Below are 25305 nucleotides of genomic sequence, written 5' to 3' on the forward strand. Positions count from 1 at the left end.
TTAACGCTGGTTGACAGCTTTCATCACACGCGCGATGTCGCGGTTTTGTTCACGTCGCTTGATCGACTCCCGTTTGTCATAGTCATGTTTCCCTTTGGCAAGTCCTAAAAGAAGCTTGGCGTAGCCATCTTTGATATAAACTTTAAGAGGAACCAAGGTCATACCTGTTCCTTTGGTTTCTTGCTCCAATTTTTGGATTTGCTTCTTATGGAGCAGGAGTTTGCGACGGCGTTCTGGTTCCTGATTCCAGATATTGCCCTCTTCGTAAGGAGCGATATGAACGTTGCTCAACCAGACTTCCCCATTTTTTACTTGGGCAAAGCCGTCCTTGAGATTGATTCGAGCAGCTCGAACACTCTTGATCTCCGTTCCTGTCAGAACCATTCCTGCTTCAAGCGTATCTACGATTGTATAGTCGTGGTGTGCCTTTTTATTTTGTGCGACGACCTTTCCCTCGCCCTTTGCCATGCTTGGCTCCTTTCTTAGCTACTTCCTTATAAAAAGGTTTCTTTCCCTTTTTCTTCTTATCTTTTTGTGAATGCTTGTGCTTATCATTTGAGCATCCTGATTTTCTCTTGTCTTCCTTCTTGTCTGAACGGCGACTTGAGCCACGACCCCTGTCTTTGCGCACAGCTTGCTTCAAGCCTTTTTCAATGACATCAAACTCACTAGGTACGAAAGAGAAATCAATCTCTCCTGTCATCTTATCCGCTCTTTCAACTCGAATGCGAATCTGCTGTCCCACACGGAAGGTTGTGCCTGATTTCTCCCCACGGAGGGTCAAATCACGCTCATTGAAATGATAAAATTCAGGTAAATTGGTGATGTGAATCAAGCCTTCTACTGTATTTGGCAATTCGACAAAAAGACCAAACTTAACAATGCTGGATACAACCGCATCATACTCTTCACCCACGTATTCTTCCATGTACTCAGCTTTTTTCATGGCTTCGACTTCACGCTCTGCCTCAATAGCGCGACGCTCACGGTTGGAAGACTGGGTCGCAATCTCTGGAATCACTTGCTCAAAATGCTCGGCTATTTCCTTGGAACGCCCATAGTCCCGAATCATGCGGTGAACAAGGAGGTCTGGATAACGACGAATGGGGCTGGTAAAGTGAGTATAATAGTTAGCAGCAAGACCATAGTGACCGTGATTATGCTCTGAATAACGAGCCTGCTGCATGGAACGGAGAAGCATCATCGATAATACATCCGCATAGGGCTCTCCCTCAACAGCACGCATGATATCTTGAAGGGCCTCCTGACTAATCTCACTGGCAGTCCCATAAATTCGCAATCCAAAGCTCGAAGCGTAATCAATAAACTTCTGAACTTTTTCAGCCTTAGGCTCCTCGTGAATCCGATAGATAAAAGGTAGATCCAGTTTGCTAAAGTGTTCGGCAACCGTTTCGTTGGCTATCAACATGAATGACTCAATCATCCGCTCAGCAACACCACGCTGACGAAGGACAATATCCACAGGCTTGCCTTTTTTATCCACCAAAATCTTAGCTTCGCTGGTATCAAAATTGAGAGCTCCACGTTTCTCACGCATGCTTTCTAGCGTTTCATGAAGCTTGGCCATGAGCTCGATACTAGGAACAATTTTCTTAAACTCTTGTCTCTTTTCATCATCGCCAGCTAGGATATCATTAACAGCGCTATAGGTCATACGAAAACTAGTCTTGATAACCGTTTGTGTGATGGTGTAGTTGACTACACGACCATGTTTATCAATTTCCATAATGGCAGACTGGGTCAGGCGGTCAACTTGTGGATTGAGAGAGCAGATGCCATTTGACAAACGCTCTGGAAGCATTGGAACCACTCGGTCTGTTACATAGACAGAAGTCGCGCGGTTAAGGGCTTCCTTATCAAGTGCAGAACCCTCTGTCACATAGTAGGAAACATCCGCGATGTGAACACCGAGTTCGATATTACCATTTTTCAAAGGCTTGATGTGAACTGCGTCGTCCAAGTCCTTGGCATCCGCACCGTCAATAGTAAAGGTAAGCTCATCTCTTAAATCAAGACGCCCTTCCATATCCTTTTCTGAGGGAGCATCAGGCACACTTTCCGCCTCCTTGAGAACAGCTTCTGGAAATTCTGAGACAATATCCATGGATTCTAAGACTTCAAGAACGTCAATCCCAGCATCAGTCGAGTGTCCCACCACGTCCAGCACACTAGCGACAAAGAAATCATGTTTCTTACTTGGGTATTTGTCGATAAAGACCTTGAGAACTTCCGTTCCCTCTAGTTTAAGAGCTGGTTTCTTAACATAAATTGGCTGGCTGATTTTCTGATTTTTTGAACGGATATAGCCGGCATACTTGGGCTTTTCCTGATCCAGAACGATTTGCCCGACAACTGTCGTCAGACTATGCTCTAGGATATCGATAATCTTGGCTTCTGCCGCTGTTCCCTTGTTACGATCAGCAACTTTCTTAATGACGACCTCAACGGTATCGCCATCAATGGCATAGTTGACATCGTTTTTTCCTACAAAAAGGTCGTCCTCTTCACCTTCCAGACTGACAAAGCCAAAGCCATTTTTATGGGCATGAAAAACCCCTTTGAGGGTGATTTCATGTTTCTTCTTTTGGTCAAGACATAAACTACCATCATCTTCAAAACGAATCTGGTGCTTTCTTTCCATCAGAGACAGGGTTTTAATCAACTCACGGAAATCCTTGGATCCATCCTTTCCGAGAGCCTGAGCTAGGTCATTTACCGTCACTCGCCCCTTCTCTTGCAAATATTCTTTTATTTTATCTTTCATGTTTTCTTTCTAGATTTTTATAATTTCTTTTTGATTGATAACTTTATAAGTGTCATTGAAAATAAAAATAGGCTAAGACCTAGTCTCGCCCATTTCTTATCTACTTGATAATACCGTCAATGCTAAGGCAATGGCTAGCCAGAAAAAGACTAAAATACCTGTCAAACGTTGCATCACAGCTTCAAAACCACGCGCCTTACTACGTTCAAACAAATCACCTGAGCTGGCATCAAATACATTGCTGGATTGGTTCTTAGTTGGTTGCATGAAAATCGCAATCACAATCACAACAGATAATACTAATAAAATGGTTAACAATAGGTTATACATATCAAACTCCTTAAAATCCCTATTATTTTACCATAAAATCTACTTAGATTCAAGATGTAGGGTTACTTTTCTTTCCTTGGGACAATACTTTAAAACCTCAATCTTGTCAGGATGAGTTTTGGAGTTCTTACTGGTTAGATAATTCATGCTACCGCAAGAGGAGCACTTGAGATTGATTTTTACTCGCACTAGATTTCCTTTACTTTTAATAATGATCTAAATTGCACTATGTTACATAAACAACTGAAAGTTACACAGGCTGCTGTCGCATAAAAGACAGCATGGTAGCCCAAATATCCTGCAACTGCGGATCCCGCCATAGGTCCAATCACTCCACCGAGGTAAAAAAAGACTTGGTTGAAGGCGAAAATCCTTGAAATACCTGATTTTGGAGTCATTTTGCTGAGAAGGGCATTGACACCTGGTATGAGAGCTCCTGTTCCCAAACCAAAGAGAAAACGATACAAGCCAAGTTGAAGGGGGCTGGTCGCATGAGCACAAAGAAGGTAAATGATGACGGAATAAATCTGCGCCGCGACTAACAATCTATGATTCCCTACCTTATCGCCAAGTTTTCCTAGAATTCCAGCACTCATCATGCTAGAAAATCCCATGCTGGATACAATCAATCCTGATACAAAGAGGAGATTCTCAGTCTGCCCTAAGTCCCGCACATAAAGAGCCAGAATGGGGCCAATTGATTGAGCTGAAAATTGAATGACAAAGCTCGTCAAAAATAGGTTTACTAAGAGCCTAGGATACTTGAAAGAAGAAAATACTTCTTTCGTTGGGATAGCCTTCTCCTTAGCTACTGGCTGAAAATCTTCCTTGATAAAGAAAATGGTTAGGATTGCAGCTAAAAATAAGAAAGCACCTACCAATAAAAAGACATTACGAATGCCAAAAATTTCAGCAATAAAGCCTCCAACAAAGGGACCCGTCAGTGTTCCTGCAACAACTCCAGTAGATAGAGTCCCCAGAGCCGCTCCCGACTTATCTTTCGGTACCTGACTAGCAATCAAGGCCGTTGCATTGGGGACAAAACCAGTAAATACACCATTGAGCAAGCGCAGAAAGAGTAGCCAATAGATATTTGGCACGAAGGCCAAACCTCCCATAGTGATAGTCATGGCAAGACCTGCTCGAATCATCATGGGTTTTCGACCGTACTTATCAGCAAGAATACCCCAGATGGGAGAAACTAGAGCTGCTGAAACAGCCGAAACTGAGATGGCTAATCCAGCATAAAAAGCAACTTGGTCTCCTTCAATTCCCAACTGCTCCACAAAGATAGGCATGAAAGGAACGACCAAGGAAATGCTGGCGCCCGTTAGAAAACTACCGAACCAGGCGACACGAAGATTCTCTTTCCAACTAATCTCTTGCACCGCTATCGCCTCCTTCAAGTAACTTCACTACTTGACTCACAAGTTGATCACGACTGCTATTATTATCTAATATATGACTCGCCAATTTTTTCTTTTCTTCTAAAGACCACTGGGTTGCCAAACGGGACTCTGCTACTTCCTTAGAAAGATGATCCCGTTTCATGAAACGTTCCACCTGAACATCTCGATCCACATAGACCAGCCACGTTTCATCAAACCAGTTGGCGTAGTCCTGTTCAAAAAGCAGGGGAATATCCATGAAAAAAATCGCTTCTGTCTGGGCTAACTGGTCTCTCAGAGCACCCAATTCCTCACGAATAATCTCTCCTTGGGTTTGCTTAGACCATTCTTGTTCTTCTGGATTTGAAAAGATGAGACTAGCCAGGAGAGGGCGATTGAGTTCTCCATTTTCAAGGATGATTTCCTGTCCAAAATGCTGAACTAAGACCTGATACAGACGGCCTCCAGGTTTCTGTAGCTGGTGGACAAGTCGGTCAGCATCTACCACTTGAAAGCCTTGCTCTCTTAGGAAATTTGTCACAGTTGACTTCCCAGAGGCAATTCCTCCTGTGATTCCAATGATTTTTCCCATCAGTCCCTCCTTTGACACTGAGGACAAAAATGAGTTCCTCGTCCGCCAAGTTGGATTTTCTCAATCACTGCCCCACAGCGTGAACACTCTTGGCCAGCCTTGTCATAGACCTGATGGAAATCCTGCATGGTTCCGTCTTCCCCAAAGGCATTTGTATAAGTTCGAATGGTGGAGCCCCCTTTTTCAACAGCCTGTCCCAAAACAACAATAGTCTGGCCATGAATATCTGACGCTTCTTCTGCTGTTAAACTCTGAGAAGGTCGGGCCGGATGGACCTGAGCTCGCCAGAGAACCTCATCCACATAGATATTACCGAGGCCAGCTACCAAGGTCTGGTCTAGGAGATGGGATTTGATAGGCTTTTTAGACTTGGATAGAGCAACTTGAAAGACCTGCAAATCAAAGTCCTGCTCTCTTGGCTCAGGTCCTAATTTTTTAGAAACAAAGTAGGCTTCCAATAGGTCGGGTGCCAACAGTTCCATGGTACCAAACTTGCGTACATCTTCATAAACAAGCGTGCCTCCATCTTCAAACTGGAAGAAGACATGGGCGTGCTTGCGTTCAGGAATCTGGTCTGGATAGTAAAAATACTTGCCCTCCATCCGCAAATGGGAAATCAAGACCTTGTCTGTCAGGAAAAAAAGCAGATACTTGCCACGGCGTCCCATGGACTCAATCACTTGGCCAGGCACTTCCTTTTGAAACTCGTCCAAATCTGTCTTGATCATCTTAGGATAACGAACCTCTATACTCGAAATCTTCTTTCCCAAAATTAATTTCTCTAAACCACGACGAACGGTTTCAACCTCTGGTAATTCAGGCATAAATCCTCCTTCTGTAAAAACAAGAAGCAGGCATGAGCCCACCTCTACTTAGTATTCTTTTTCATTATAGCCAAAGTCAGCCAAATCTAGCTTTTTATCACGCCAGTTTTTCTTGACCTTGACCCAAGTTTCTAGGAAAACCTTGTCCCCTAGCATGAGTTCGATATCACGACGGGCCATGGTCCCAATTTTCTTGAGCATAGCGCCACCTTTACCAATGATAATACCTTTTTGACTATCACGCTCGACCATGATGGTTGCGCGAATGTGAACCTTGTCTGTCTCTTCGTCCCGCTTCATGGAGTCAACCACTACGGCAACTGAATGAGGAATCTCTTCACGCGTTAAATGAAGAACCTTCTCACGAATCATTTCAGAAACCAAGAAACGCTCAGGATGATCTGTGATTTGATCAGCTGGGAAATACTGGAAACCTTCCTCTAGATTTTCACTGAGGATGTCAATTAGACGAGAAACGTTATTTCCCTGAAGAGCTGAGATCGGAACAATTTCCTTAAAGTCCATCTGGTTACGGAAGTCATCAATCTGAGCCAAAAGCTGGTCTGGATGGACCTTGTCAATCTTATTCACCACCAGAATCACAGGAACCTTAGCAGCTTTCAGACGCTCGATAATCATATCGTCACCCTTACCACGTGGCTCATCAGCTGGCACCATGAAGAGAACAGTGTCTACTTCACGAAGGGTACTATAGGCAGATTCCACCATGAAATCCCCAAGAGCTGTTTTAGGCTTGTGAATCCCCGGTGTGTCGATAAAGACGATTTGTTCCTTATCCGTTGTGTAAATCCCCATGATTTTATTACGTGTTGTTTGCGCCTTGTCACTCATAATGGCAATCTTTTGCCCCATGACGTGATTCAAAAAGGTTGACTTCCCAACATTGGGACGTCCTAAAATGGCCACAAAGCCTGATTTAAATGTCATAATTTCCTCTTAGTGTTTAAAATAGTATATCCCAAATGCGTGGGAGAAAGATAAGTACACCAATCACTGCAGCAAGAAGGGAAACCACAAGCACGGCTCCTGCCGCCATGTCCTTGGCTTTCTTTGCCAACATAGAAAAGTGATAGTGACTGGCTAAATCCACCACATTTTCAATAGCAGAGTTAATAATTTCAAAGGCTACTACCAAGAAAATGCTCATTAGGAGAAAGAGCCATTCGATTCGTGACACCTGAAAAACAAAACCTGCAAGGATAACCACAAGGGCTGTCACTGCATGTTTTCGCATATTGCGTTCTTCCTTGATCGCAGTCAGAATTCCTGTAAGGGCAAATTCTAAACTGGATACCAGGTCACGATTTTTCCATTTTCGTTTATTGTCTTGTGAGTCCATAGGCTGTTAAAATTTCTTCTTGTAAACCGAACATCTCCGCTTCTTCTTCCGGAGTGTAGTGATCATAGCCGTTAATATGTAAAAAGCCGTGTACTGCCAAGAAGCCCATCTCACGCTCAAAGCTGTGACCGTATTCCTCAGCCTGCTCATGCGCTTTATCGATAGAGATAAACAATTCCCCAATATAGGCATCAAACTCAGACATCATCTCTGTCAATTCAGGATTTTCAAGCAAATCCTCTTCGTCAAAGGCAATATCCAACTCTGGCTTATACTCAAGGCTGATGACATCCGTCGGACGATCGGTGTCACGGTACTCGAGGTTGAGTTCGTGACTACGCTCGTTGGTAACAAAAGTGACTGCCATTTCCTTGTCTTCTTTTCCTATTTTTTGGGCAGCAAATTCCAAAATTTCTTGGGTTTGTTGCAAGATTTCTTGTGAAACTTGACCAGTTTCATCTACCATTTCAATATACATGTACTTCTCGATTCTCTTTACTTGGCTTTATTATACCACATTTCCATGATTTTATTCTACCTTTTTGATATAATACTATGGAATACAATCACAAGGAGAGAACGATGTCATTTGACGGATTTTTTTTACACCACATGGTTGAGGAATTGCAAAGCGAGTTGGTCAATGGTCGCATTCAGAAGATCAATCAACCTTTTGAACAAGAGTTGGTCTTGCAAATCCGTAGCAATCGCCAAAGCCATCGCCTGCTCCTCTCTGCTCATCCCGTTTTTGGACGCATTCAGCTGACCCAAACGACCTTTGAAAATCCAGCCCAACCTTCGACTTTTATCATGGTTTTGAGAAAGTATTTGCAGGGTGCTATGATTGAGTCGATTGAGCAAGTGGAAAATGACCGCATTGTGGAGATCACGGTTTCTAATAAAAACGAAATTGGGGATCATATCCAGGCTACCCTGATTATCGAGATTATGGGCAAACACAGCAATATTCTCCTCGTAGATAAAAGTAGCCATAAAATCCTCGAAGTCATCAAACACGTTGGTTTTTCACAAAACAGCTACCGCACCTTGCTCCCAGGGTCAAGCTATATCGCTCCACCAAGCACGGAATCTCTCAATCCTTTTACTGTCAAGGATGAAAAGCTCTTTGAAATCCTTCAAACCCAAGAGCTAACAGCAAAAAATCTTCAAAGCCTCTTTCAAGGTCTAGGACGCGATACGGCAAACGAATTGGAAAGGCTCTTGGTCAGTGACAAACTATCCACTTTCCGAAACTTCTTCGATCAAGAAACCAAGCCCTACCTAACGGAGACTTCCTTCAGTCCAGTTCCTTTTACGAATCGTGTAGGAGAGCCTTTTGCCAGTCTTTCTGATCTTCTGGATACCTACTACAAAGACAAGGCAGAGCGCGATCGCGTCAAACAGCAGGCCAGCGAACTCATTCGCCGCGTTGAAAATGAGCTTCAGAAAAATCGCCACAAACTCAAAAAACAAGAAAAAGAATTACTGGCGACAGACAACGCTGAGGAGTTTCGCCAAAAGGGCGAATTACTGACAACCTTTCTCCACCAAGTTCCCAATGACCAAGATCAGGTTGTCTTGGATAACTACTACACGAATCAACCTGTTACCATCACGCTTGATAAGGCCCTGACTCCCAGTCAGAATGCCCAACGCTACTTTAAACGCTATCAGAAGCTCAAAGAAGCTGTTAAATACCTGACTGAGCTGATCGAAGAAACCAAGGCTACCATTCTCTATCTAGAAAGCGTGGAGACCGTCCTCAACCAAGCTGGACTGGAAGAAATCGCTGAAATCCGTGAAGAATTAATCCAAACAGGCTTTATTAGAAGACGCCAACGTGAAAAAATCCAGAAACGCAAAAAACCAGAACAGTATCTGGCGAGCGATGGCAAAACCATTATCTATGTCGGTCGAAACAATCTTCAAAACGAAGAATTGACCTTTAAAATGGCTCGCAAGGAAGAACTTTGGTTCCACGCCAAGGACATTCCAGGAAGCCACGTCGTCATCTCAGGCAACATCAACCCTTCTGATGAAGTCAAGACGGACGCGGCGGAGCTAGCTGCCTACTTCTCCAAAGGGCGCTTATCGAACTTGGTTCAAGTGGATATGATTGAGGTTAAAAAACTCAACAAACCAACTGGTGGAAAACCAGGTTTTGTAACCTATACTGGACAAAAGACCCTCCGTGTTACACCAGACCCAAAAAAAATCGCATCTATGAAAAAATCCTGATTTCACTTGAAATCAGGATTTCCTTCTACATTTTACTCTACAATCAAGGTTTCCAAACCAACCTTCATCATATCGGTGAAGGTGTTTTGATTTTCTCAGCCAGTTTTTAATAACTCTTAAAGAGCGAGATTGTGGTCAATAAATGAGATAGTTTTCTCTTTCAAGTAACAAGTTTTTGTTGCTATCTTCTAAAATTCTTTTATTGTCTCAATTTCGAAAAGACTTCCCCAATCTTGCCTTCAATGACCAATGTAGCTTGGCTATCTTGTGGAATACTGGTTTTATTGATAAGGACCAGATTTGTCCCAGAAAAATAGTTTACTAGGCTAGCTGCAGGATAAACAACCAAGGAAGTCCCACCAATAATCAGCAAGTCAGCTTGCCGAATAGCTTGTGCAGCTTGGCTAAAGACATTCATGTCAAGTGATTCTTCATACAAGGTCACGTCAGGTTTGACCACCTTGCCACAGTCTAAGCAGTGGGGAACCGGTCCCTCGAGGGCCAGAAAGGCAGTTAAGTCATAGAAACGTTGACAACCTAGGCAGTAATTCCGGTCCGCACTCCCATGCAATTTAAAGACTTTTTGGGAGCCAGCCATTTCATGAAGACTATCAATATTTTGTGTCACAACAGCCTTTAGCTTGCCAGTTTTTTCCAAAGCAGCTAGGTAGTGATGAGCTGCATTAGGCTTGGCTTCTGGGTAAATCAGGTATTTTTTATAGAAGTCAAAAAAATCTTCTGGATAGCGCTCAAACATGGTCCGAGAAACGAGTTGCTCTGCCGTAAAATGACGGCCTAACTGATGACTATAAACACCATCTGAACTACGAAAATCTGGGATATTAGACTCGGTTGACACTCCTGCCCCTCCAAAGAAAACAATCCGTTGGCTTTGATCTATCAAATCTTGTAATTGTTCAATTTTATCCATCACATTTCTCCTTAAGCTGTGTTCTAAAAAAGTTGAAAATCAATAGTTGGATTTTCAACTCTTTCTTTATCATTGCTTAGATATTGAAAATAAATCACTTACAACAGTTCTTGTAACTAATGTAATTGAAAAGCTATTCTCTGATTACTCTGCAATCAAGGTTTCTAAGCCGACCTTCATCATATCAGTGAAGGTGTTTTGGCGTTCTTCTGCAGTAGTGTCTTCATCTGGATTAACCAAGCTATCAGAAATAGTCATGATTGCAAGAGCATCAACGTGGTGTTGGGCAGCGAGATAGTAAAGAGCTGCCGCTTCCATTTCTACAGCCTTAACTCCCCATTTACCAAGCTCGATGTTCTTTTCAAAGTAGTTTGAGTAAAAGACATCTGACGACAAAACGTTCCCAACGTGGGTAGTCATACCGAGATCTTTGGCGATATGGTAGGCCTTGTCTAGCAAATCAAAGCTAGCGATTTGTGGGAAATCATACTGTGGCCAGTCGTTGCGGATGATGTTTGAATTGGTTGCAGCTGCCTGCGCCAAGACCAATTCACGAACGTGAACATCCTCATTTAACGAACCCGCAGTTCCCACACGGATCAATTTCTTCACTCCGTAGTCCACAATCAACTCACGCGCATAAATCGAAATAGATGGCATTCCCATCCCAGTTCCCATGACAGATACACGGTGGCCCTTGTAAGTACCAGTGTAACCAAACATGTTACGCACTTCGTTAAAACAAACAGCATCTTCAAGGAAATTCTCCGCAATAAACTTGGCACGAAGAGGATCCCCAGGAAGAAGAATTTTATCAGCAATTTCACCCTGCTTAGCAGCAATATGGATAGACATAATTTATGATACAAAGAGCGAGAAGAAAACGACTGAAAATTAGGAATCTGACGAGAAATCCTGATTTCTCAGTCAGATTATCTATTTTCCAAGTTTTCCGCTCGTGTCCAAATTAGAACACCTTGCTCTACCTTTCTTTATTGTATATTTAGGATAGCGACAGAAAACAAAGTAAAAATAGGAAACTGACGACGCATCGTAGATGCTAGACAGTTTATCTTTTTTGCACAGTTCTCCGCCCGTATTCAGTTCAGCGAATACGGTTTACCCATCCTTTCTTTTATTGTTATGAAAAGTTTTCCGCTCGTGTTCAAATCAGAACATCTCGCTCTACCTTCCTTTTTATATAAAGTTTAAAGAGGGGTAGTATTAAATACTTACTACACCTTTTGATTTCATAGTAAGATGATTCCAAGTTCTCTTCCAGAGCTGGAATCCTGCCTTTCTGTAGTTCCTAGTTTACCAACGAATCTAAAAATGCATACAGTTTTGCATTCATTTCAGAGTAATCGTTTCCACGTAATTCTTCTGGTGTCTGAACAAAAGATAACTTTTCACTTTGCTCTCTTAATTGCTCCTCACCATCCGCAGTGATTAAGAGTTCTACTGCTTCGGGATCAAATTCCAAATGAGCCTGAAAGGCATAATGTTTCGAACTGAAGCGAATAATCTGACGTGGACAACCTTGACTCGTCGCAAGAACAACAGCATCCTCTGTCAGCCCTGGCATATCACCGTGCCAGTGGCCGGTTTCTAAGGTTTCTCCGAACAAGCTGACATGAGGATCTGTTAGACCTTGCATCGTCAATGTCACAGGATAAACGCCTATCTCGCGCTCTGGACTATGTTCATACTTCGCACCATAGGCAACAGACAGGAGCTGCGCACCAAGACAGACACCAACAATATAGATATCTGCAGCAATTGCTTCTTTCATAAAAGCAAGCTCAGCCTTAGGGTCATAGTATGGGAAGTTTTCTCTATCCTCATCAGGTGATTGAGGGCCACCCATAACAATCAGAAAATCAATTCCGTCAATTGTTTCAGGAAGAGGTTCTTTTTCGTAAACCTTTGTTGATGTAATGTGATGCCCTCGTGCCAGAGCCCATTTTAGATAAGCGCCCGGAACTTCAAATGTTTCATGCAGTACAAAATGTACCTTCATTGTTTCTTCTCCCATCTCTTTCGAATCACGTAAGACAAGCCTGCCGCTAGTACAAGCGGTATTGTCAAACTCCAATCCTGACCTGTAAATCCAAGGCTCAGGGCAATAGCCGTCAGAGGAGCTTGTAAGGTCGTCCCTAAAAAGACTGTTGCTCCTAGTAGCATTCCTAGAGCTGGATCCAGATGAATGCCAACTACTGTCAAAAGTAAAGTCACTAAATAGCCAGATCCAATCCCCAAGGCAAATGATGGCGTCAAGGTTCCTCCATAGGCACCATTACGCAAGAGGAGATAAACTAGAAGCCCCTTCACTGCAAGAGTCAACGGAAGATAGGGAATTGGCTGGCTAGACAACAAGGCTTGGGCTAGTACCTGGCCATTTCCCATAAAGATAGGGAAAAAGACTGCCAGGCTCCCCAGCACGAGAAAGGCTAGAGGAAGAGCCCAAAGAATTGTCCCATTCTTCCGTCGCTTGTGGCCCGCCCGTTTAGCTAAAAATCGGAAGCCCAGCGCAAGTGGAGTAACCAATGAAGCAATCAGAATCGCCTGCAAAAAACTGCTAGACGACCAAGAGACCGCAGATAGGTGATAAATAGCATCCTGACCAACAATGGGCTGAGCCACCCAGGTTGCCAGATAAGTACTAGCCAAAACCAGCAAAAAGTTCTGCCAACTATAGGTAAGTCCTAAGGTCTCAAAGACAAACAAACTACTAGCAAAGGGAACCTGATAGACCGCAGCTAGACCAGCTCCTGCTCCACAGGCAACCAACACCTTTCGTTCTTTGAGAGTTAGAGAGAATCCCTTCGACAAGCGACCAGCTAGAAGAGCCCCGACCTCACGTGGTGCTCCTTCTTTTCCGACCGATGCGCCTGCTCCGACAATCGCAACCTGCATACCTGCATGAAAGAGGTGGGCTAAGAGCGCTGGCTCCCTGTCTCCAGCTAATATAATTTGCTGACGAATAGACAAAATCTCATTGCGCCTTTGTAGGACATACCAGAAGCCAGCTGCCAAGACCCCTGTCACACACAGAACGAGGAATCTACGGAGACCCCCAGCTTCTTGAAATTGCTGGAGCAAATCCGAACTAGTTTGGCCAAAGGCCAGCCAGTGCACACTTTCTAGTAAATAATGGCAAGCAATTCCAACCAAACCCGTCCCTATTCCCAATGATAGAGTGGCTAGAAGTAGCCTCAGTCCGTAGGGCAGGCTTCGGAGTCGTGCTTTCATAGGATTAGAGTTCAGCAAGAATAGCTTTAACCAAACCTTTGAAGTCGCCTTTGACACGCTCAGTCACTTCTACAACTTCCTCGTGATTGAGTTCTTCTTGGAAGCCTGCAGCATGGTTAGTAATACATGAAATACCGAGAACTTTCAAACCTGAGTGGGCTGCCACAATAACTTCAGGAACAGTAGACATACCAACTGCATCTGCTCCCAATGTCTTATAGGCACGAATTTCTGCTGGGGTTTCATAAGTCGGACCGGTTACACCGATATAGACACCTTCATCAAGCTTGATACCGAGTTTTTTAGCCACTTCATGGGCAGTAGCACGGTATTCTGGAGTGTAGGCTTTAGACATATCCGGAAAACGTGGACCAAAATCATCCAAGTTTTCACCCATCAATGGGTTTTGCCCCGTCATATTGATATGGTCTGAGATAGCCATCAATGTACCAGGACCAAATCCAATACCGCCAGCTGCATTGGTTACAATGACACCTTCACATCCGAGAACTTTCATCACACGAACTGGGAAAGTCACGACTTCCAGAGGATTTCCCTCGTAGAAATGGAAACGACCTTGAAGAGCCAAGACCTTTCGCCCTGCAAGTTCACCATATACCAATTTACCAGCGTGACCAACTACTGTAGAGCGGCCCCAGTTTGGAATCTCAGCATAGTCTACTACAACTGGATTTTCGATTTCTTCTGCAAGTTCTCCAAGACCTGATCCAAGGATTAGACCAAACTCGGGAGCTTGGATTCCCTTTCCTTTCAAGAAAGCAGCTGTTTCCTTGATCTTATCTAAAAATGTCATTCTGTATCTCCTTTATTATTTTTTAGCATTTGACCGACTTTGTCAAAGGTTTTGGCATTGCGAATGGTGATGTTGCGATAAAAAGGCATCTTGAGCAAGTACTTATGATAGGCAGTTGCATAGTAGGATTCCTCAGAGAATTTCCCCCAGAAAATCCCAAGTCTTCCAAAATGAACCACTTCATCTTTCAGTTCTAAACTATTAACTGTCGCTATGACTTGATCCACATCCAAGCCCTCCGTGTAAAAGAGGACATCCTTTCGTTCCAAATCTTTGGTCCACCAATCTGGCAGATTCTTCAGCTCTTCTTCATAATCTTCCTGACTCAGCAAAGAAAAGCTCTGAATAAATGGATAATGGACTGCAAAGAAAACCTCTAACTTTTCAACCAATCGGGCTTTGGGAACTATAGAAGTAAAGAAAATGTTGCCACTGTTGATGTAGGTTTCAACCTTTTCCAGTCCCAACTCTGTCAGTTCTTGACGAAGTTGCGCCATGACAACCTTATTTTTTCCACCAACATTAATGCCCCGAACAAGTAAAGCATATCGCGTCATCTTATACCAATTTATCTAAGAAACTTTCCCCAATCATGGCAGTTTCAACACCAAAGTTATCCGCAACTGTTGCTGAGATATCTGCAAAATGTCCGACAGGAATGAGACCATTTCCTTTAAAGGAAGGGCTATAGGCCAACAATGGAATGTATTCACGAGTGTGGTCTGTTCCTGCATAGGTTGGGTCATTTCCATGGTCCGCAGTAATCAAGAGAAGGTCATTCTCCCTCATAGCAGCGATAATTTCAGGCAAGCGTTCATCAAACTCATGCAAGCAATCACGGTAACCATGAGCATTGCGGCGGTGGCCGTAAAGGGCATCAAAGTCCACCAAGTTTGTGAATGAGAATCCTTTTTCAAACTCAGCAAGGCCCATAGTCTTCAATAATGTATCAATTCCATGGCTATTTGACTTGTTGTGTCCCATGTCATGATTGATACCAGCGCCATTAAAGATATCGTTGATTTTACCAACAGCGTAAGTATCGATACCTGCTTCGTTCAATTTATCCAAAACGGTTGGTGCAAATGGAGATACAGCCAAGTCACGACGGTTTGCTGTACGAGTGAAGTTACCTGGTTCACCAACATACGGACGAGCAATGATACGACCTAGAAGGGCAGGACGCTCAAGGGTAATTGAACGAGCGTATTCACAGATACGGTACAATTCATCCAAAGGAATGATGTCTTCGTGGGCAGCAATTTGCAAAACAGGGTCAGCTGAAGTATAGATAATCAACTCCCCAGTTTCCATTTGACGTGGTCCGAAATCATCGATAACAGCCGTACCTGAGTAAGGTTTGTTGGCTTCACGAATGACCTTACGTCCTGAAAATTCTTCGATTTTTGTCAAAATTTCTTCTGGGAATCCGTTCCAGAAAGTATCGAAAGGCTCGGTAATGTTGAGTCCCATGATTTCCCAGTGACCAGTCATGGTATCCTTACCAAGGGAAACTTCTTCCAATTTTGTTGCATAACCTGTTGGATTGCTTTCAGCTGGTACAGTCTTAAGCGGCGTTTCGCGAGGAATATTTCCTAGACCGATTTTAGCCATGTTTGGTACATTCAAACCAACGGTTTTTGAAATGTGTCCCAGTGTGTCAGAAGCTCCGTCTGGAACCCCTGCATTGACAAAGTTATTGGCATCTGGTGCAGCACCGATTCCCACAGAATCCAGTACCACCAAGTGAATCCGATTAAATTTTGACATAGTGTGTCTCCTTATTATTTTAGTTATCTTGCTTTTGTTGAAGTTAAAATCTGAACGCCATCTCGTCCAGCAACGATGACCTTATCCACCATTTGGTTGAACAAGCCATGCTCTACGACACCAACGACATGATCCAATTCTTGCCCGAAGGTAATTGGATTTTCAATGACATCCAAGGCTAGGTCAATAATAAAATTCTGCATATCGGTCACAAAACGTTGGCCGTCTTTTTCACGGAAACTTGGTTTGTAGCCAGCTCGCTCAAACCGACGAAAGACCTGTTCTGCGCCATACTGAACCACTTCTACTGGCAATTTAAAAGCACCTAGTTTCTCTACCAGTTTGCTTTCATCCACCACCCAAATGTATTCTTTTGAGGGCGTTGCGACAACCTTCTCCATGAGAAGGGCACCACCACCGCCTTTGATCCCGTTAAACTGGCTATCTACTTCATCCGCTCCATCGACTGTCACATCGACAAAGTCCACTTGATCAATCGACTTGAGCGGGATATTAAGACCTTCGGCCTGTTTACTGGTCACACTGGAAGTCGTCACAGCAGTAATCTGCAAACCTTCTTCCTTAATCCGACGACCGATTTCTTCTACGAAATAGTAGGCAGTAGAGCCCGTTCCAAGTCCGACTACCATGCCATCCTTGACAAACTCAGCAGCCTTGATACCTGCCATCTTTTTCAGATTCTCCACTTAAACACCTCCATTAAAGAGCTATTTTTATTATAACATGTATCCGTTTTTATTTCATGAATACACTTGAAAAACCCGAACATTTTTATTTCGGGTTTTTATGTCCTATTTAACCATGTCAGGATCGTAATCATAGAATCCCGTATCGAGGAAACGGTTTTTAGGGTGTAACTTGCGCACTTCCTCATCTAACAAGAAGGCTTGGTCATGACTGAAATTCCCCTCTTGAATCAAGCTGCGTGCTTGGACAAAGAGTTTAGCAATTTCTACAAAATTCTGACCAGGTGTGTAGAGCCCCTCTAGCTTCCAGTGGGTAAAACCATGCTCCACCAATTCTGTCAATTTGGTCATCAAATCAAGGTCATTGTTGGCAAAGATATGGGTACCATGATTATCTTCAAAGATAGAATAATGGCTCTCAGGGTCACTCGGTTCTGCTAAGAAGAGGTCACGTTTACGCGTCTTTTCATCATCGATATGCGTAAAGTTATAGTAGTTTTGTAAAAGCGGACGCTTAGAATGATGGATGACACTGGCACCATAAACCAAGACTTCAGCAGGAATTTCCAAAATCTCTGGCATCTTGAAGAGTTCGGCAGATGGAATTTCACGTGCCAGGACTGCTTCAGAGGCTCCTGCCTTTTGACCCCAGAAGTTAATCTGACGACTGCTTGTCACCATGGTTGAAGCATCGTAGATAGTCTTGAAGGAATAGCCATCACGGTTGACCACGTAAAAGACACCCGCATCTCCTACTGTAATATAGTCTGTCTTTATTTCTTCCAAGAAGTCCAAGAAGGGCTTAATACGATCCATCATGTCTTGGTGCATAAGGGCATTGACCGCAACGATCAATTCCTTACCTGCTTCATGAACCAGCTTGGCGATTTCTCGCAACTCATCCTGGCTAAAGGTTGTTGGCAGACGAAGGCCAAAATCTTTCTCACCAACATAGATACGATCTACGCCAGCTTCGAGTAGTTGTTCAACTTGTTCAATACTTTCAGCAGTTGCTGTAATAATAATCTTTTCCATAAGAAAAATTATACCACATTTCTCAAAAATCAGCTATGAATACTGAGAGTTTCACAAAAAGTTAAACTTATTTCTATCTTTCCCAATCAAAAAAGTGAATAGTAACTTGTACCATTCACTCTATTTTATTTTATGCATGTGTTTCTTCAACTAGGTGGCCATCGTTCATAACATAGATACGATCGACCTTATCAAGAAGGCGTGTATCATGTGTAATCATGACAACTCCTCTACCTTGTTCATGGGCAATGGCAGCCAACATTTCTGTTACTTGGTAAGCACGCTGGGTATCTAGACTGGCTGTCGGCTCATCTGCAAGAACGATGCTCGGATTATTATAAAGCGCTCTAGCAATCGCCGCACGTTGACGTTCGCCACCCGATAGAGCCTTGGGATAATGATCTTGTACTTTTTCCAAATCCAACAAGTCAAAGAGCTCTTTTCGGTCACTTTTGCTATTTTTTCCCTTATCTAGTCTGTCAATCAAATCCAGCTGTTCCTTGACCGTTAGAAATGGAATTAAGTTTGAAGCTTGTAGAATAAAGCCAAACTCTCTAAAACGGAGGTTTGTTTTCTCCTTCTCCGTCAAACTACCTGTTTCCTTTCCCTTTACCAAAATCTTTCCACTCGATGCTTCCTGGAGTTGTCCAAGAGTTGTTAGAAAGGTCGTCTTTCCAGAGCCTGAAGGCCCAACAATAGCTACGAACTCTCCCGCATTTAGCTGAAAATTCGTCTCATGCAAGGCAACGACTTTCATCTTTCCTTCCCCATAGGTTTTTGTCACTTGAGTCATTTCAATCAATGCTGTCATACAATTCTCCTTATCATTCTGCAATTGCAGTAATCGGGTCCACCTTTAGCAAGCGTGGAAGTGAAATGACACCACCTAGAAGGGCCATCAAGGAAATTACCAAGCTTAGGACAGAGTAAGCTATCCAGCTTGGGTAGAAAAAGAAGGTAGCTGGTAAGACTAAAATCACTCCTCCGATTGCCAGCAAGGCTAAAGCAATCCCCATACCAGCTAGGAGGAAGATTTGACAGAAAAGGGACCATACAATGGTTTTGATCTGTATCCCTTGAGCTCGCATTATTCCATAAAGTCCTAGTTTTTGGATGGTAATGATATAAACAAAAATACCCACAATCAAGCCTGTGATGACAATCATAGCAAGAATCATCCCTGAAAATACATTAACCTGAGGTGTGTAACCAGGAATTTTCGATATCATTTTTGGGATGGAAATCTGTTTCAGTCCATCGCCAACCACTTCTATATCATTTTTCAATACCAAGGCAGAGATAGAACGATTGGCTTTCAAGGTTCCTTGTAAGGTCCAATAAGTTGTCAAACTCGTAAAGACAACAGGCTCAGTGAAAAACTTATTTCCTTGAGTCAGGCCTACAATCTTGTAACTTGCCTCGCTTCCATTCAGCTGAATGGCATCACCTAGCCTAATCCCATAATTCTCAAAGGACTGATCCACAACAACCTCATCATCTCTTTCAGGATAACGGCCCTCCGTCAAACTCGGAGAGATAAAAGAGTCCCACTCTTGAGCAAGGATGGAAACATTGACCTTTTCACTATCATCGACTAGATTGGTCACAGCGAACATATAGCCCAATGGAGCAGCCTCTTCCGAACTCTTATCCTTGTAGTCCTTTTCAGGAATAAAGGATGCTGTCAAATTATCATTTGCGTAGTCGGATAAAACGACACCCGTTGCTTGCCAGTTATCAATAGCGGCTCGGTTGTTTCGCACAAGACCAAGAGCTAGACTGGTCATAAAAAAGACCATAAAAGCGATAAGAAAAATGGTAGTTAGAATCAAACTATATCGAAGTTTGTTTCGTACTATTTCTTTGATAGCAAGATACATGCTTATCTCCTTTAACTTTCCCCAGAGGTAGCAAGAAGGCCACCCAGTCCAATAGACAGAATCTCTGTCCTTCCATCCATTCAAAACAACTCCTACCAATACTCTTCAAAAGTATCCAGGTAGCAACTTAACAAATCATCTTAGGAAAAAGCCTCAGCTTGCTATCAATTTATATAAGTTATTCTTTCCTTTCTCAGTATATTTATAATAGAGAAGGTCGGGTCATCTGTTTTAAGTGTAACATCTATGCTATCACTTTCCCCAGTGGGTGTCAAGAAGAGTGACTTAGAAGATGATAAGAGACTTTAGTAGTTTTGTAACAATTCTGTAATAATTCTCTGCATAAAAAATGATAAAATAGTTATGTACTGTTAAGGAGAGAATCATGCCCGCAAGAAAATTAGAAGCTTATGAGTTTGAACAAACTCCCGAATCGAATCAAACTCCGCTTTATCAAGACTATTCACTGGAAGCACCTGTTAGCTCCAATTTAAAAGAGATTTTATTTTTTGTAAATATTGCTTGTTTTTGTATTTTTATGGTGTTTTTTAGTTTTATCTTTTTAGCCTTAAAATTGAACACAGCTTTATCATTTGTTGCTGCTATAGGGGCAAGCTTGGCACTCCTCCAACTCCAACGAAAGATCATTAAACGAAAAATTTCAAAATAAAGGTTGGTAGTGGTACCAACCTCTTTTCTAGTTATCAAAAAAGACAGTTATAGAACTGTCTTTTTATTTATTCTTACGTTTGGGAGGAGATTGAATAGCAATCTTAACTTCAAAAATTGTTCCTCTAGGCTTGTTATCTTTAACGGTAATCGTTCCTCGTAAGGCATCAACAATTTGCTTGGCCAAAGACAAACCTAGACCAAAACCGCCTTTCTGACGAGTTCTCGCCTTGTCTACACGATAAAAGCGGTCAAAGATTTTCTTCTTATCGGCAGCTGAAATCCCAATTCCGTTATCCGTTACGGATAGATAGAGGTGGCGATCCGTAGCATGGACCACAAACTCAATTTTCCCATCTTCTTCAGTATACTTAATGGCATTATCAAATAAGATGGTCATGAGCTGTTTTAGAAGCAACTGATCGGTCATAAAAGAACGATAAATCCGATTTTCATACTCAAAAATACGATCATTTTCAGAAGCAATCAACTCATAGTTGGCAAAGGTAGTCTTAAAAAACTGTGGTGATACTTCTGCTATTTCTGGTTTGATTCCATCATCTCGACGTGCAAGGTTGAGAAGATTGGTCGTGAGGAAACGCATGTTGCGAACTTCTTCAAGACTCGAAGCGATACTTTCGCTGGATTCCATAATCGTTGCCTCTGGTTTTCGAAAGAGAGTCTCTAAACGATTTTGTAAAACGGCCAAAGGCGTTCTCAGTTCGTGGCTGGCATTTTCGACAAAGGACTTCTGCTTTTGCATACTTTCCAGCAGAGGTTTGACACTGACACGTGCCAGATAAACACTGGCAATTAAAGATAGGAGCCAGAAACTGGCCATGACCACTACGATTAAATGCTCATGGTTTTGGCTAATCTGCTCAAGCTGACTAGTGTTGATCAAGATTGCCGCATATTTGACATTACTTGAAACAGTGGATGAATTGGTTTCCATCAAGATCATCCGGTAGGTTTCTTCCAGACCGTAGCTATTGACAACTTGGATTTGACGAATGTGATTCAACTCTTTCTTATCCAGCTTGATCTTATCCAAACCTAAAAAACGATTGCCCAGTAAGAGTTGGTTAAAATCCTTGTCAAAGAGCAAGACTTCCGTATTGGAGCTGACATTGGGTTTGATTTCAGCCTTGCTGGCATCCGCTGTTGCTGGTTGAATATCCTTGACTTCCTCAGTTGCCCGATTCAGGGCTAACTGGATAACCGCTTGGGGACTACTACTAAGAGCTTGGAGTTTTTCATCTACAGAAGTGTAGAGACTCGAGTGCATGACCTGGAGGATAATCAAGGTCATAGCAGAGAAGATCAGGGTGAACACTCCAAAGTTTCGAATAAAATAACTGAAATCATCCGCATACCATGTTTTTTTTAGTTTATTGAACATCTTTTAAAATATACCCGACACTACGCAAGGTTTGAAGATTCTCAGCAAAAGCTGTACCCTTCAGTTTCTTACGAACTTTTGAAACATAGACTTCTACGACGGAAATCGTCGTATCGCTATCAAATCCCCATAGGCGGTCAAAAATTTGCGTCTTGGGAAGAATGACATTTTGATTTTGAAGGAAGTAAACTAATAACTCAAACTCTTTTCCGAGTAGTTCTACAGGAGTATCTTCCACTTTCACTTCATTCGTCGAAAGGTTGACGACAATATCTCCATAGGTCAATGTGTTTTCATTAAACTTACCTGAACGTTTGAGAAGGGCTTGAATCCGCATTTTGAGTTCTTCTAGATAGAAAGGTTTGGTGAGGTAGTCATCCGCTCCCAACTCAAATCCATGTCCCTTATCATCCAAACTCTCTTTAGCAGTCATGATAAGGACTGGTGTTGTAATTCCTTTTTCGCGCAACTCTTTCAAGACTTGGAATCCATTTTTTTCAGGCAACATCAGGTCAAGCAAAATCAAGTCATAGACGCCACTTTCAGCTTCGTAGAGACCTTCTTCTCCATCAAAGACCTGCATGACATCTGCAAAATCATCTAAAAAGTCAAATACTGAGTTTGACAGACCTAGGTCATCTTCTACTAATAAGATTTTTATCATCAGAAACTCCTCCTTGTTATGATTATTATACCAAAATTGCCTTAAAAAAAACTCAACTCTCTCTTGTTTTCAGATAGAAAGTTGAGTTTTTTATTTACATTTCGAACGAATTAAGCTTTAGCATATTGAGCTACAACAGCTTCGACTGCTGCTTTCTCACGCTTAATCAAGTCAACACGCGCTGCGATTTCCTTGATTCCCATACGGATGTTACGGCTAAGAGCTAGGTCAGAAAGTTGTGGTTCAAAGAATTCCTTGTACTCTGCCAAGCGTTGCTCAGTCTTAAATACATGGGCAGGTAGGATAACAAAGCTATCAAAGCTCATATCACCACCAAGAGCTGCCTTGATCCAATCCCAGTTTTCACGCGCCCATACCCAAACAGTTTCTTGAGTTGTTTGATGATCTAGGAACTGGTAATACCAAGCAGACAAGTCTTGTGGTTTCACAACAAACTTATCCTTCCATGAACTAATCAAGGTTTGGATATTGTCAGCATCTGTACTGTATGCTAGAGCAGCTGCCAACTGACGTTTGAAGACAGCATCTGTGGCATGAGTGTAGAGGTCCAGATAAGTTGCGACCAAGTCCTTGGTCTCATGGTGTTTCATTTCATTGATGAGAACTTGAGCACGGATGGCTGCAGGAAGTCCTGCAAGATTTTCCTTGTGAGCTGCAAAGATTTGGCTAGCGACTTGACTAGCTTCTGCATCATTGGAGCGAATCATCATAGAAACGGCCAACTGACGAACCAATTCATCCTCATCTGATTCTCCATCTTTTGCTTCAAAACCAAGACGGTCATAGTTGTGACGAGCCAATTTAGCAACGAGTGTATTAAAGGCTTTCTCAGTCTCTGTTCCTTCATCGATAAAGCGCTCAAGGGCAGAAATCACTTGAGAAACAGCTGAAACCACAAGGTAAGACTCTTCCTTAGCAAGTTTATCAAGGACTGGGAGCAAGTCCGCATAAGAAATGTGACCCGCTTCAGCAAGCAAACGGCGTTCTTGAACGATTTGCAGTTTGCTTGTGTTATCAAGTGTCTCTAACTCAGCAAGAACAGCTTCTAACAAGTCTCCTTGATAGTCGGTAATGTAGTGGGCTGTATTTTCAGTGTTGAGACGAAGGGCTCCTTTATTTTCAGCAAAAAGAGCTGCATAGCCTGGAATTTCGATACTTTCAGTTTCGAGTGTATCTGGCAAGCCTTTCCAGTTGCTGTTGAGTGGCACAACCCAGAGGCGGTTCTTGTCTTCATGCTCACCGATAAAGAATTGTTTTTGCGAAATCTTCAAGACATCATTTTCAACTTTGACAGTAAGAACTGGATATCCAGGCTGTTCCAACCAAGAATCCATGAAGGCTGCGACATCACGTCCTGATGCTTGACCAAGGGCATTCCAAAGGTCACGACCAATTGTATTGCTGTATTGGTGTTTTTCGAAGTATGCATGCAAACCTTTAGCAAAATCCGCATCACCTAGCCAACGACGAAGCATATGCATGAGACGGCTTCCTTTGGCATAGACAATAGCGCCATCAAAGAGCGTATTGATTTCATCTGGGTGTTTGACTTCGACATGAACAGACTGAACACCATCCGTCGCATCGCGTTTAAGCGCAGCTGGAACACCACCTGTTTGGAAATCTTCAAAGATATTCCAACTTGGCTCGATGGCATCCACACAGACGTATTCCATCATGTTAGCGAAGCTTTCATTGAGCCAGAGGTCATCCCACCATTTCATAGTAACGAGGTTTCCAAACCATTGGTGGGCCAACTCATGCGCTACAACTAGGGCAACTTGTTGACGGCTAGCAAAGGTTGAGTTCTCATCTACAACCAAGTAAACTTCACGGTAAGTCACAAGACCCCAGTTTTCCATAGCACCAGCTGAGAAGTCAGGAAGGGCGATGTGAAGTGATTGAGGGATTGGATACTTAACTCCATAGTAATCTTCGTAAAACTCGATCGAGCGAACGGCGATGTCTAGTGAGAAATCAAGGTTAGATAGTGGGTGGGCTTTCGTTGAGTAGACACCGACGAGGGTACCGTTTTTAGTTTTAGCCGTTACCCCTTGCAAATCACCAGCAACAAAGGCCAACAAGTAAGAAGACATGCGAGGTGTTGTCTCAAACTTCCAGATGCCTGTTTCCTTACGGTTTTCAACATCAATTTCTGGCATGTTTGACAAGGCAACTTCACCTTCTGCTTGGTCAAAACGTAGAGAAAGGTCAAAAGTTGCTTTGGCTTCAGGCTCATCCACACATGGGAAGGCTTCACGCGCAAAATGGCTTTCAAACTGAGTAGACAAGACCTCCTTCTTGACACCATCAACTGTGTAGTAAGAAGGGTAAATCCCTGTCATGTTGTCTGTGATTTTACCAGAAAAGTCAAGAACCACTTCAACTTTGCCAGCCTCAGCTAATTCGATATGAAGGGCTTCATTGTCATGGTCAACTGTAAACGGACGAGCTTGACCCGCAACTTCTACAGAAGCGATTTCCAAGTCTTTTTGGTGAAGGGAAATACGATCACTCTGTGCTTGACCAGTAATGGTCACCTTCCCAGAAAAGGTCTTGGTCTCACGACTCAAGTCTAAAAATAAATCATAATGTTCAGGAACAAATTGGGTAATAAAATGTTCAACTGCTTGCATAGTTTTC

General features: G+C 42.8%; 26 protein-coding genes. 2 read left to right on the top strand and 24 right to left on the bottom strand.

Annotated elements, in window-relative coordinates; translation table 11 throughout:
- The 10 genes from smpB to ybeY form a co-directional block, all read right to left on the bottom strand.
- Positions 1-468: an SsrA-binding protein SmpB gene (gene smpB / locus M9H69_RS06125; protein WP_001051742.1), complete on the bottom strand. Its 468-nt coding sequence runs from the start codon at positions 466-468 to the stop codon at positions 1-3.
- Positions 431-2785 carry a ribonuclease R gene (rnr, locus tag M9H69_RS06130; protein WP_250315083.1) on the bottom strand — a complete coding sequence of 785 codons (2355 nt, stop codon included), beginning with the start codon at positions 2783-2785 and terminating at the stop codon, positions 431-433. The genes smpB and rnr overlap by 38 nt, the downstream gene beginning before the upstream one ends.
- A gap of 96 nt (positions 2786-2881) precedes the next feature.
- Positions 2882-3115, bottom strand: coding sequence for a preprotein translocase subunit SecG (gene secG / locus M9H69_RS06135; protein WP_000282517.1), 234 nt, complete (start codon positions 3113-3115; stop codon positions 2882-2884).
- Between the two features lie 39 nt (positions 3116-3154).
- Positions 3155-3304 carry a 50S ribosomal protein L33 gene (gene rpmG, locus M9H69_RS06140; RefSeq protein ID WP_007519517.1) on the bottom strand — a complete coding sequence of 50 codons (150 nt, stop codon included), beginning with the start codon at positions 3302-3304 and terminating at the stop codon, positions 3155-3157.
- Entirely contained in the window at positions 3304-4503 is a 1200-nt protein-coding gene (locus M9H69_RS06145; RefSeq protein WP_250315084.1) for a multidrug efflux MFS transporter, read from the bottom strand. Before M9H69_RS06145 ends, rpmG begins: the two co-directional genes overlap by 1 nt.
- Positions 4490-5095 (bottom strand): dephospho-CoA kinase, encoded by a 606-nt coding sequence (gene coaE / locus M9H69_RS06150; protein WP_250315086.1) that lies wholly within the window; start codon positions 5093-5095, stop codon positions 4490-4492. Before coaE ends, M9H69_RS06145 begins: the two co-directional genes overlap by 14 nt.
- Entirely contained in the window at positions 5095-5919 is an 825-nt protein-coding gene (mutM, locus tag M9H69_RS06155) for a DNA-formamidopyrimidine glycosylase (RefSeq protein ID WP_250315087.1), read from the bottom strand. Before mutM ends, coaE begins: the two co-directional genes overlap by 1 nt.
- 48 nt (positions 5920-5967) lie before the next feature.
- Positions 5968-6867, bottom strand: coding sequence for a GTPase Era (gene era, locus M9H69_RS06160; protein ID WP_000143274.1), 900 nt, complete (start codon positions 6865-6867; stop codon positions 5968-5970).
- Between the two features lie 16 nt (positions 6868-6883).
- Positions 6884-7279: a diacylglycerol kinase family protein gene (locus M9H69_RS06165; protein WP_061598537.1), complete on the bottom strand. Its 396-nt coding sequence runs from the start codon at positions 7277-7279 to the stop codon at positions 6884-6886.
- Positions 7260-7757, bottom strand: a complete 498-nt coding sequence (gene ybeY / locus M9H69_RS06170; protein ID WP_250315088.1) for an rRNA maturation RNase YbeY — start codon at positions 7755-7757, stop codon at positions 7260-7262. Before ybeY ends, M9H69_RS06165 begins: the two co-directional genes overlap by 20 nt.
- Positions 7758-7861: 104 nt before the next feature.
- Here ybeY and pavA point away from each other — a divergent pair, with 104 nt between their 5' ends.
- A complete protein-coding gene (gene pavA / locus M9H69_RS06175; protein ID WP_250315090.1) occupies positions 7862-9517 on the top strand; it encodes an Rqc2 family fibronectin-binding protein PavA in 1656 nt (551 codons plus the stop codon).
- Positions 9518-9716: 199 nt separating this feature from the next.
- Here the strand turns inward: pavA and M9H69_RS06180 are convergent, their stop codons facing one another.
- From M9H69_RS06180 to M9H69_RS06230, 11 genes are all read right to left on the bottom strand, one after another.
- The gene (locus M9H69_RS06180) at positions 9717-10448 is read right to left on the bottom strand and encodes an NAD-dependent protein deacylase (RefSeq protein ID WP_250315091.1); all 732 of its coding nucleotides are present in this window, start codon (positions 10446-10448) and stop codon (positions 9717-9719) included.
- A 144-nt stretch (positions 10449-10592) separates the two neighbouring features.
- Positions 10593-11303 carry a purine-nucleoside phosphorylase gene (gene deoD / locus M9H69_RS06185; RefSeq protein WP_025173256.1) on the bottom strand — a complete coding sequence of 237 codons (711 nt, stop codon included), beginning with the start codon at positions 11301-11303 and terminating at the stop codon, positions 10593-10595.
- Positions 11304-11757: 454 nt separating this feature from the next.
- A complete protein-coding gene (locus M9H69_RS06190; protein WP_195215589.1) occupies positions 11758-12468 on the bottom strand; it encodes a type 1 glutamine amidotransferase in 711 nt (236 codons plus the stop codon).
- A complete protein-coding gene (locus M9H69_RS06195) occupies positions 12465-13700 on the bottom strand; it encodes a chloride channel protein (RefSeq protein WP_250315092.1) in 1236 nt (411 codons plus the stop codon). Before M9H69_RS06195 ends, M9H69_RS06190 begins: the two co-directional genes overlap by 4 nt.
- A gap of 4 nt (positions 13701-13704) precedes the next feature.
- On the bottom strand, positions 13705-14514 hold the full coding sequence (locus M9H69_RS06200; protein ID WP_250315094.1) for a purine-nucleoside phosphorylase: 810 nt from the start codon (positions 14512-14514) through the stop codon (positions 13705-13707).
- Positions 14511-15071 carry a DUF1697 domain-containing protein gene (locus tag M9H69_RS06205; protein ID WP_250315095.1) on the bottom strand — a complete coding sequence of 187 codons (561 nt, stop codon included), beginning with the start codon at positions 15069-15071 and terminating at the stop codon, positions 14511-14513. Before M9H69_RS06205 ends, M9H69_RS06200 begins: the two co-directional genes overlap by 4 nt.
- 1 nt (position 15072) lies before the next feature.
- A complete protein-coding gene (locus M9H69_RS06210; RefSeq protein ID WP_250315096.1) occupies positions 15073-16284 on the bottom strand; it encodes a phosphopentomutase in 1212 nt (403 codons plus the stop codon).
- Between the two features lie 23 nt (positions 16285-16307).
- Complete coding sequence (rpiA, locus tag M9H69_RS06215; protein WP_250315098.1) at positions 16308-16991, bottom strand: ribose-5-phosphate isomerase RpiA; 684 nt, start codon at positions 16989-16991, stop codon at positions 16308-16310.
- Between the two features lie 105 nt (positions 16992-17096).
- Positions 17097-18026, bottom strand: coding sequence for a peptidase U32 family protein (locus tag M9H69_RS06220; protein ID WP_250315100.1), 930 nt, complete (start codon positions 18024-18026; stop codon positions 17097-17099).
- 130 nt (positions 18027-18156) lie between these two features.
- The gene (locus tag M9H69_RS06225; RefSeq protein ID WP_250315102.1) at positions 18157-18837 is read right to left on the bottom strand and encodes an ABC transporter ATP-binding protein; all 681 of its coding nucleotides are present in this window, start codon (positions 18835-18837) and stop codon (positions 18157-18159) included.
- 13 nt (positions 18838-18850) lie between these two features.
- Positions 18851-19906, bottom strand: a complete 1056-nt coding sequence (locus M9H69_RS06230) for an ABC transporter permease (protein ID WP_250315103.1) — start codon at positions 19904-19906, stop codon at positions 18851-18853.
- 385 nt (positions 19907-20291) lie between these two features.
- Between M9H69_RS06230 and M9H69_RS06235 the strand changes: the two genes are divergently transcribed.
- Positions 20292-20576: a DUF3270 domain-containing protein gene (locus tag M9H69_RS06235; protein WP_250315104.1), complete on the top strand. Its 285-nt coding sequence runs from the start codon at positions 20292-20294 to the stop codon at positions 20574-20576.
- 63 nt (positions 20577-20639) lie between these two features.
- Here M9H69_RS06235 and M9H69_RS06240 read toward each other — a convergent pair whose 3' ends face one another.
- From M9H69_RS06240 to M9H69_RS06250, 3 genes are all read right to left on the bottom strand, one after another.
- The gene (locus M9H69_RS06240; protein ID WP_084872931.1) at positions 20640-21977 is read right to left on the bottom strand and encodes a sensor histidine kinase; all 1338 of its coding nucleotides are present in this window, start codon (positions 21975-21977) and stop codon (positions 20640-20642) included.
- Positions 21967-22641, bottom strand: coding sequence for a two-component system response regulator CiaR (ciaR, locus tag M9H69_RS06245; RefSeq protein WP_000590630.1), 675 nt, complete (start codon positions 22639-22641; stop codon positions 21967-21969). The genes M9H69_RS06240 and ciaR overlap by 11 nt, the downstream gene beginning before the upstream one ends.
- Positions 22642-22751: 110 nt before the next feature.
- Positions 22752-25298 (bottom strand): M1 family metallopeptidase, encoded by a 2547-nt coding sequence (locus M9H69_RS06250; protein ID WP_250315105.1) that lies wholly within the window; start codon positions 25296-25298, stop codon positions 22752-22754.
- Positions 25299-25305: the final 7 nt, after the last annotated feature.

This window comes from Streptococcus oralis, from assembly GCF_023611505.1.
Classification (GTDB): domain Bacteria; phylum Bacillota; class Bacilli; order Lactobacillales; family Streptococcaceae; genus Streptococcus; species Streptococcus oralis_CT.

Bases quoted from the DNA above. Each gene is read 5' to 3' on its own strand.
- smpB (WP_001051742.1), bottom strand. From the start codon at position 468: ATGGCAAAGGGCGAGGGAAAGGTCGTCGCACAAAATAAAAAGGCACAC.
- rnr (WP_250315083.1), bottom strand. From the start codon at position 2,785: ATGAAAGATAAAATAAAAGAATATTTGCAAGAGAAGGGGCGAGTGACG.
- secG (WP_000282517.1), bottom strand. From the start codon at position 3,115: ATGTATAACCTATTGTTAACCATTTTATTAGTATTATCTGTTGTGATT.
- coaE (WP_250315086.1), bottom strand. From the start codon at position 5,095: ATGGGAAAAATCATTGGAATCACAGGAGGAATTGCCTCTGGGAAGTCA.
- mutM (WP_250315087.1), bottom strand. From the start codon at position 5,919: ATGCCTGAATTACCAGAGGTTGAAACCGTTCGTCGTGGTTTAGAGAAA.
- era (WP_000143274.1), bottom strand. From the start codon at position 6,867: ATGACATTTAAATCAGGCTTTGTGGCCATTTTAGGACGTCCCAATGTT.
- M9H69_RS06165 (WP_061598537.1), bottom strand. From the start codon at position 7,279: ATGGACTCACAAGACAATAAACGAAAATGGAAAAATCGTGACCTGGTA.
- ybeY (WP_250315088.1), bottom strand. From the start codon at position 7,757: ATGTATATTGAAATGGTAGATGAAACTGGTCAAGTTTCACAAGAAATC.
- pavA (WP_250315090.1), top strand. From the start codon at position 7,862: ATGTCATTTGACGGATTTTTTTTACACCACATGGTTGAGGAATTGCAA.
- M9H69_RS06180 (WP_250315091.1), bottom strand. From the start codon at position 10,448: ATGGATAAAATTGAACAATTACAAGATTTGATAGATCAAAGCCAACGG.
- deoD (WP_025173256.1), bottom strand. From the start codon at position 11,303: ATGTCTATCCATATTGCTGCTAAGCAGGGTGAAATTGCTGATAAAATT.
- M9H69_RS06190 (WP_195215589.1), bottom strand. From the start codon at position 12,468: ATGAAGGTACATTTTGTACTGCATGAAACATTTGAAGTTCCGGGCGCT.
- M9H69_RS06195 (WP_250315092.1), bottom strand. From the start codon at position 13,700: ATGAAAGCACGACTCCGAAGCCTGCCCTACGGACTGAGGCTACTTCTA.
- M9H69_RS06200 (WP_250315094.1), bottom strand. From the start codon at position 14,514: ATGACATTTTTAGATAAGATCAAGGAAACAGCTGCTTTCTTGAAAGGA.
- M9H69_RS06205 (WP_250315095.1), bottom strand. From the start codon at position 15,071: ATGACGCGATATGCTTTACTTGTTCGGGGCATTAATGTTGGTGGAAAA.
- M9H69_RS06210 (WP_250315096.1), bottom strand. From the start codon at position 16,284: ATGTCAAAATTTAATCGGATTCACTTGGTGGTACTGGATTCTGTGGGA.
- M9H69_RS06220 (WP_250315100.1), bottom strand. From the start codon at position 18,026: ATGGAAAAGATTATTATTACAGCAACTGCTGAAAGTATTGAACAAGTT.
- M9H69_RS06225 (WP_250315102.1), bottom strand. From the start codon at position 18,837: ATGACAGCATTGATTGAAATGACTCAAGTGACAAAAACCTATGGGGAA.
- M9H69_RS06230 (WP_250315103.1), bottom strand. From the start codon at position 19,906: ATGTATCTTGCTATCAAAGAAATAGTACGAAACAAACTTCGATATAGT.
- M9H69_RS06235 (WP_250315104.1), top strand. From the start codon at position 20,292: ATGCCCGCAAGAAAATTAGAAGCTTATGAGTTTGAACAAACTCCCGAA.
- M9H69_RS06240 (WP_084872931.1), bottom strand. From the start codon at position 21,977: ATGTTCAATAAACTAAAAAAAACATGGTATGCGGATGATTTCAGTTAT.
- ciaR (WP_000590630.1), bottom strand. From the start codon at position 22,641: ATGATAAAAATCTTATTAGTAGAAGATGACCTAGGTCTGTCAAACTCA.
- M9H69_RS06250 (WP_250315105.1), bottom strand. From the start codon at position 25,298: ATGCAAGCAGTTGAACATTTTATTACCCAATTTGTTCCTGAACATTAT.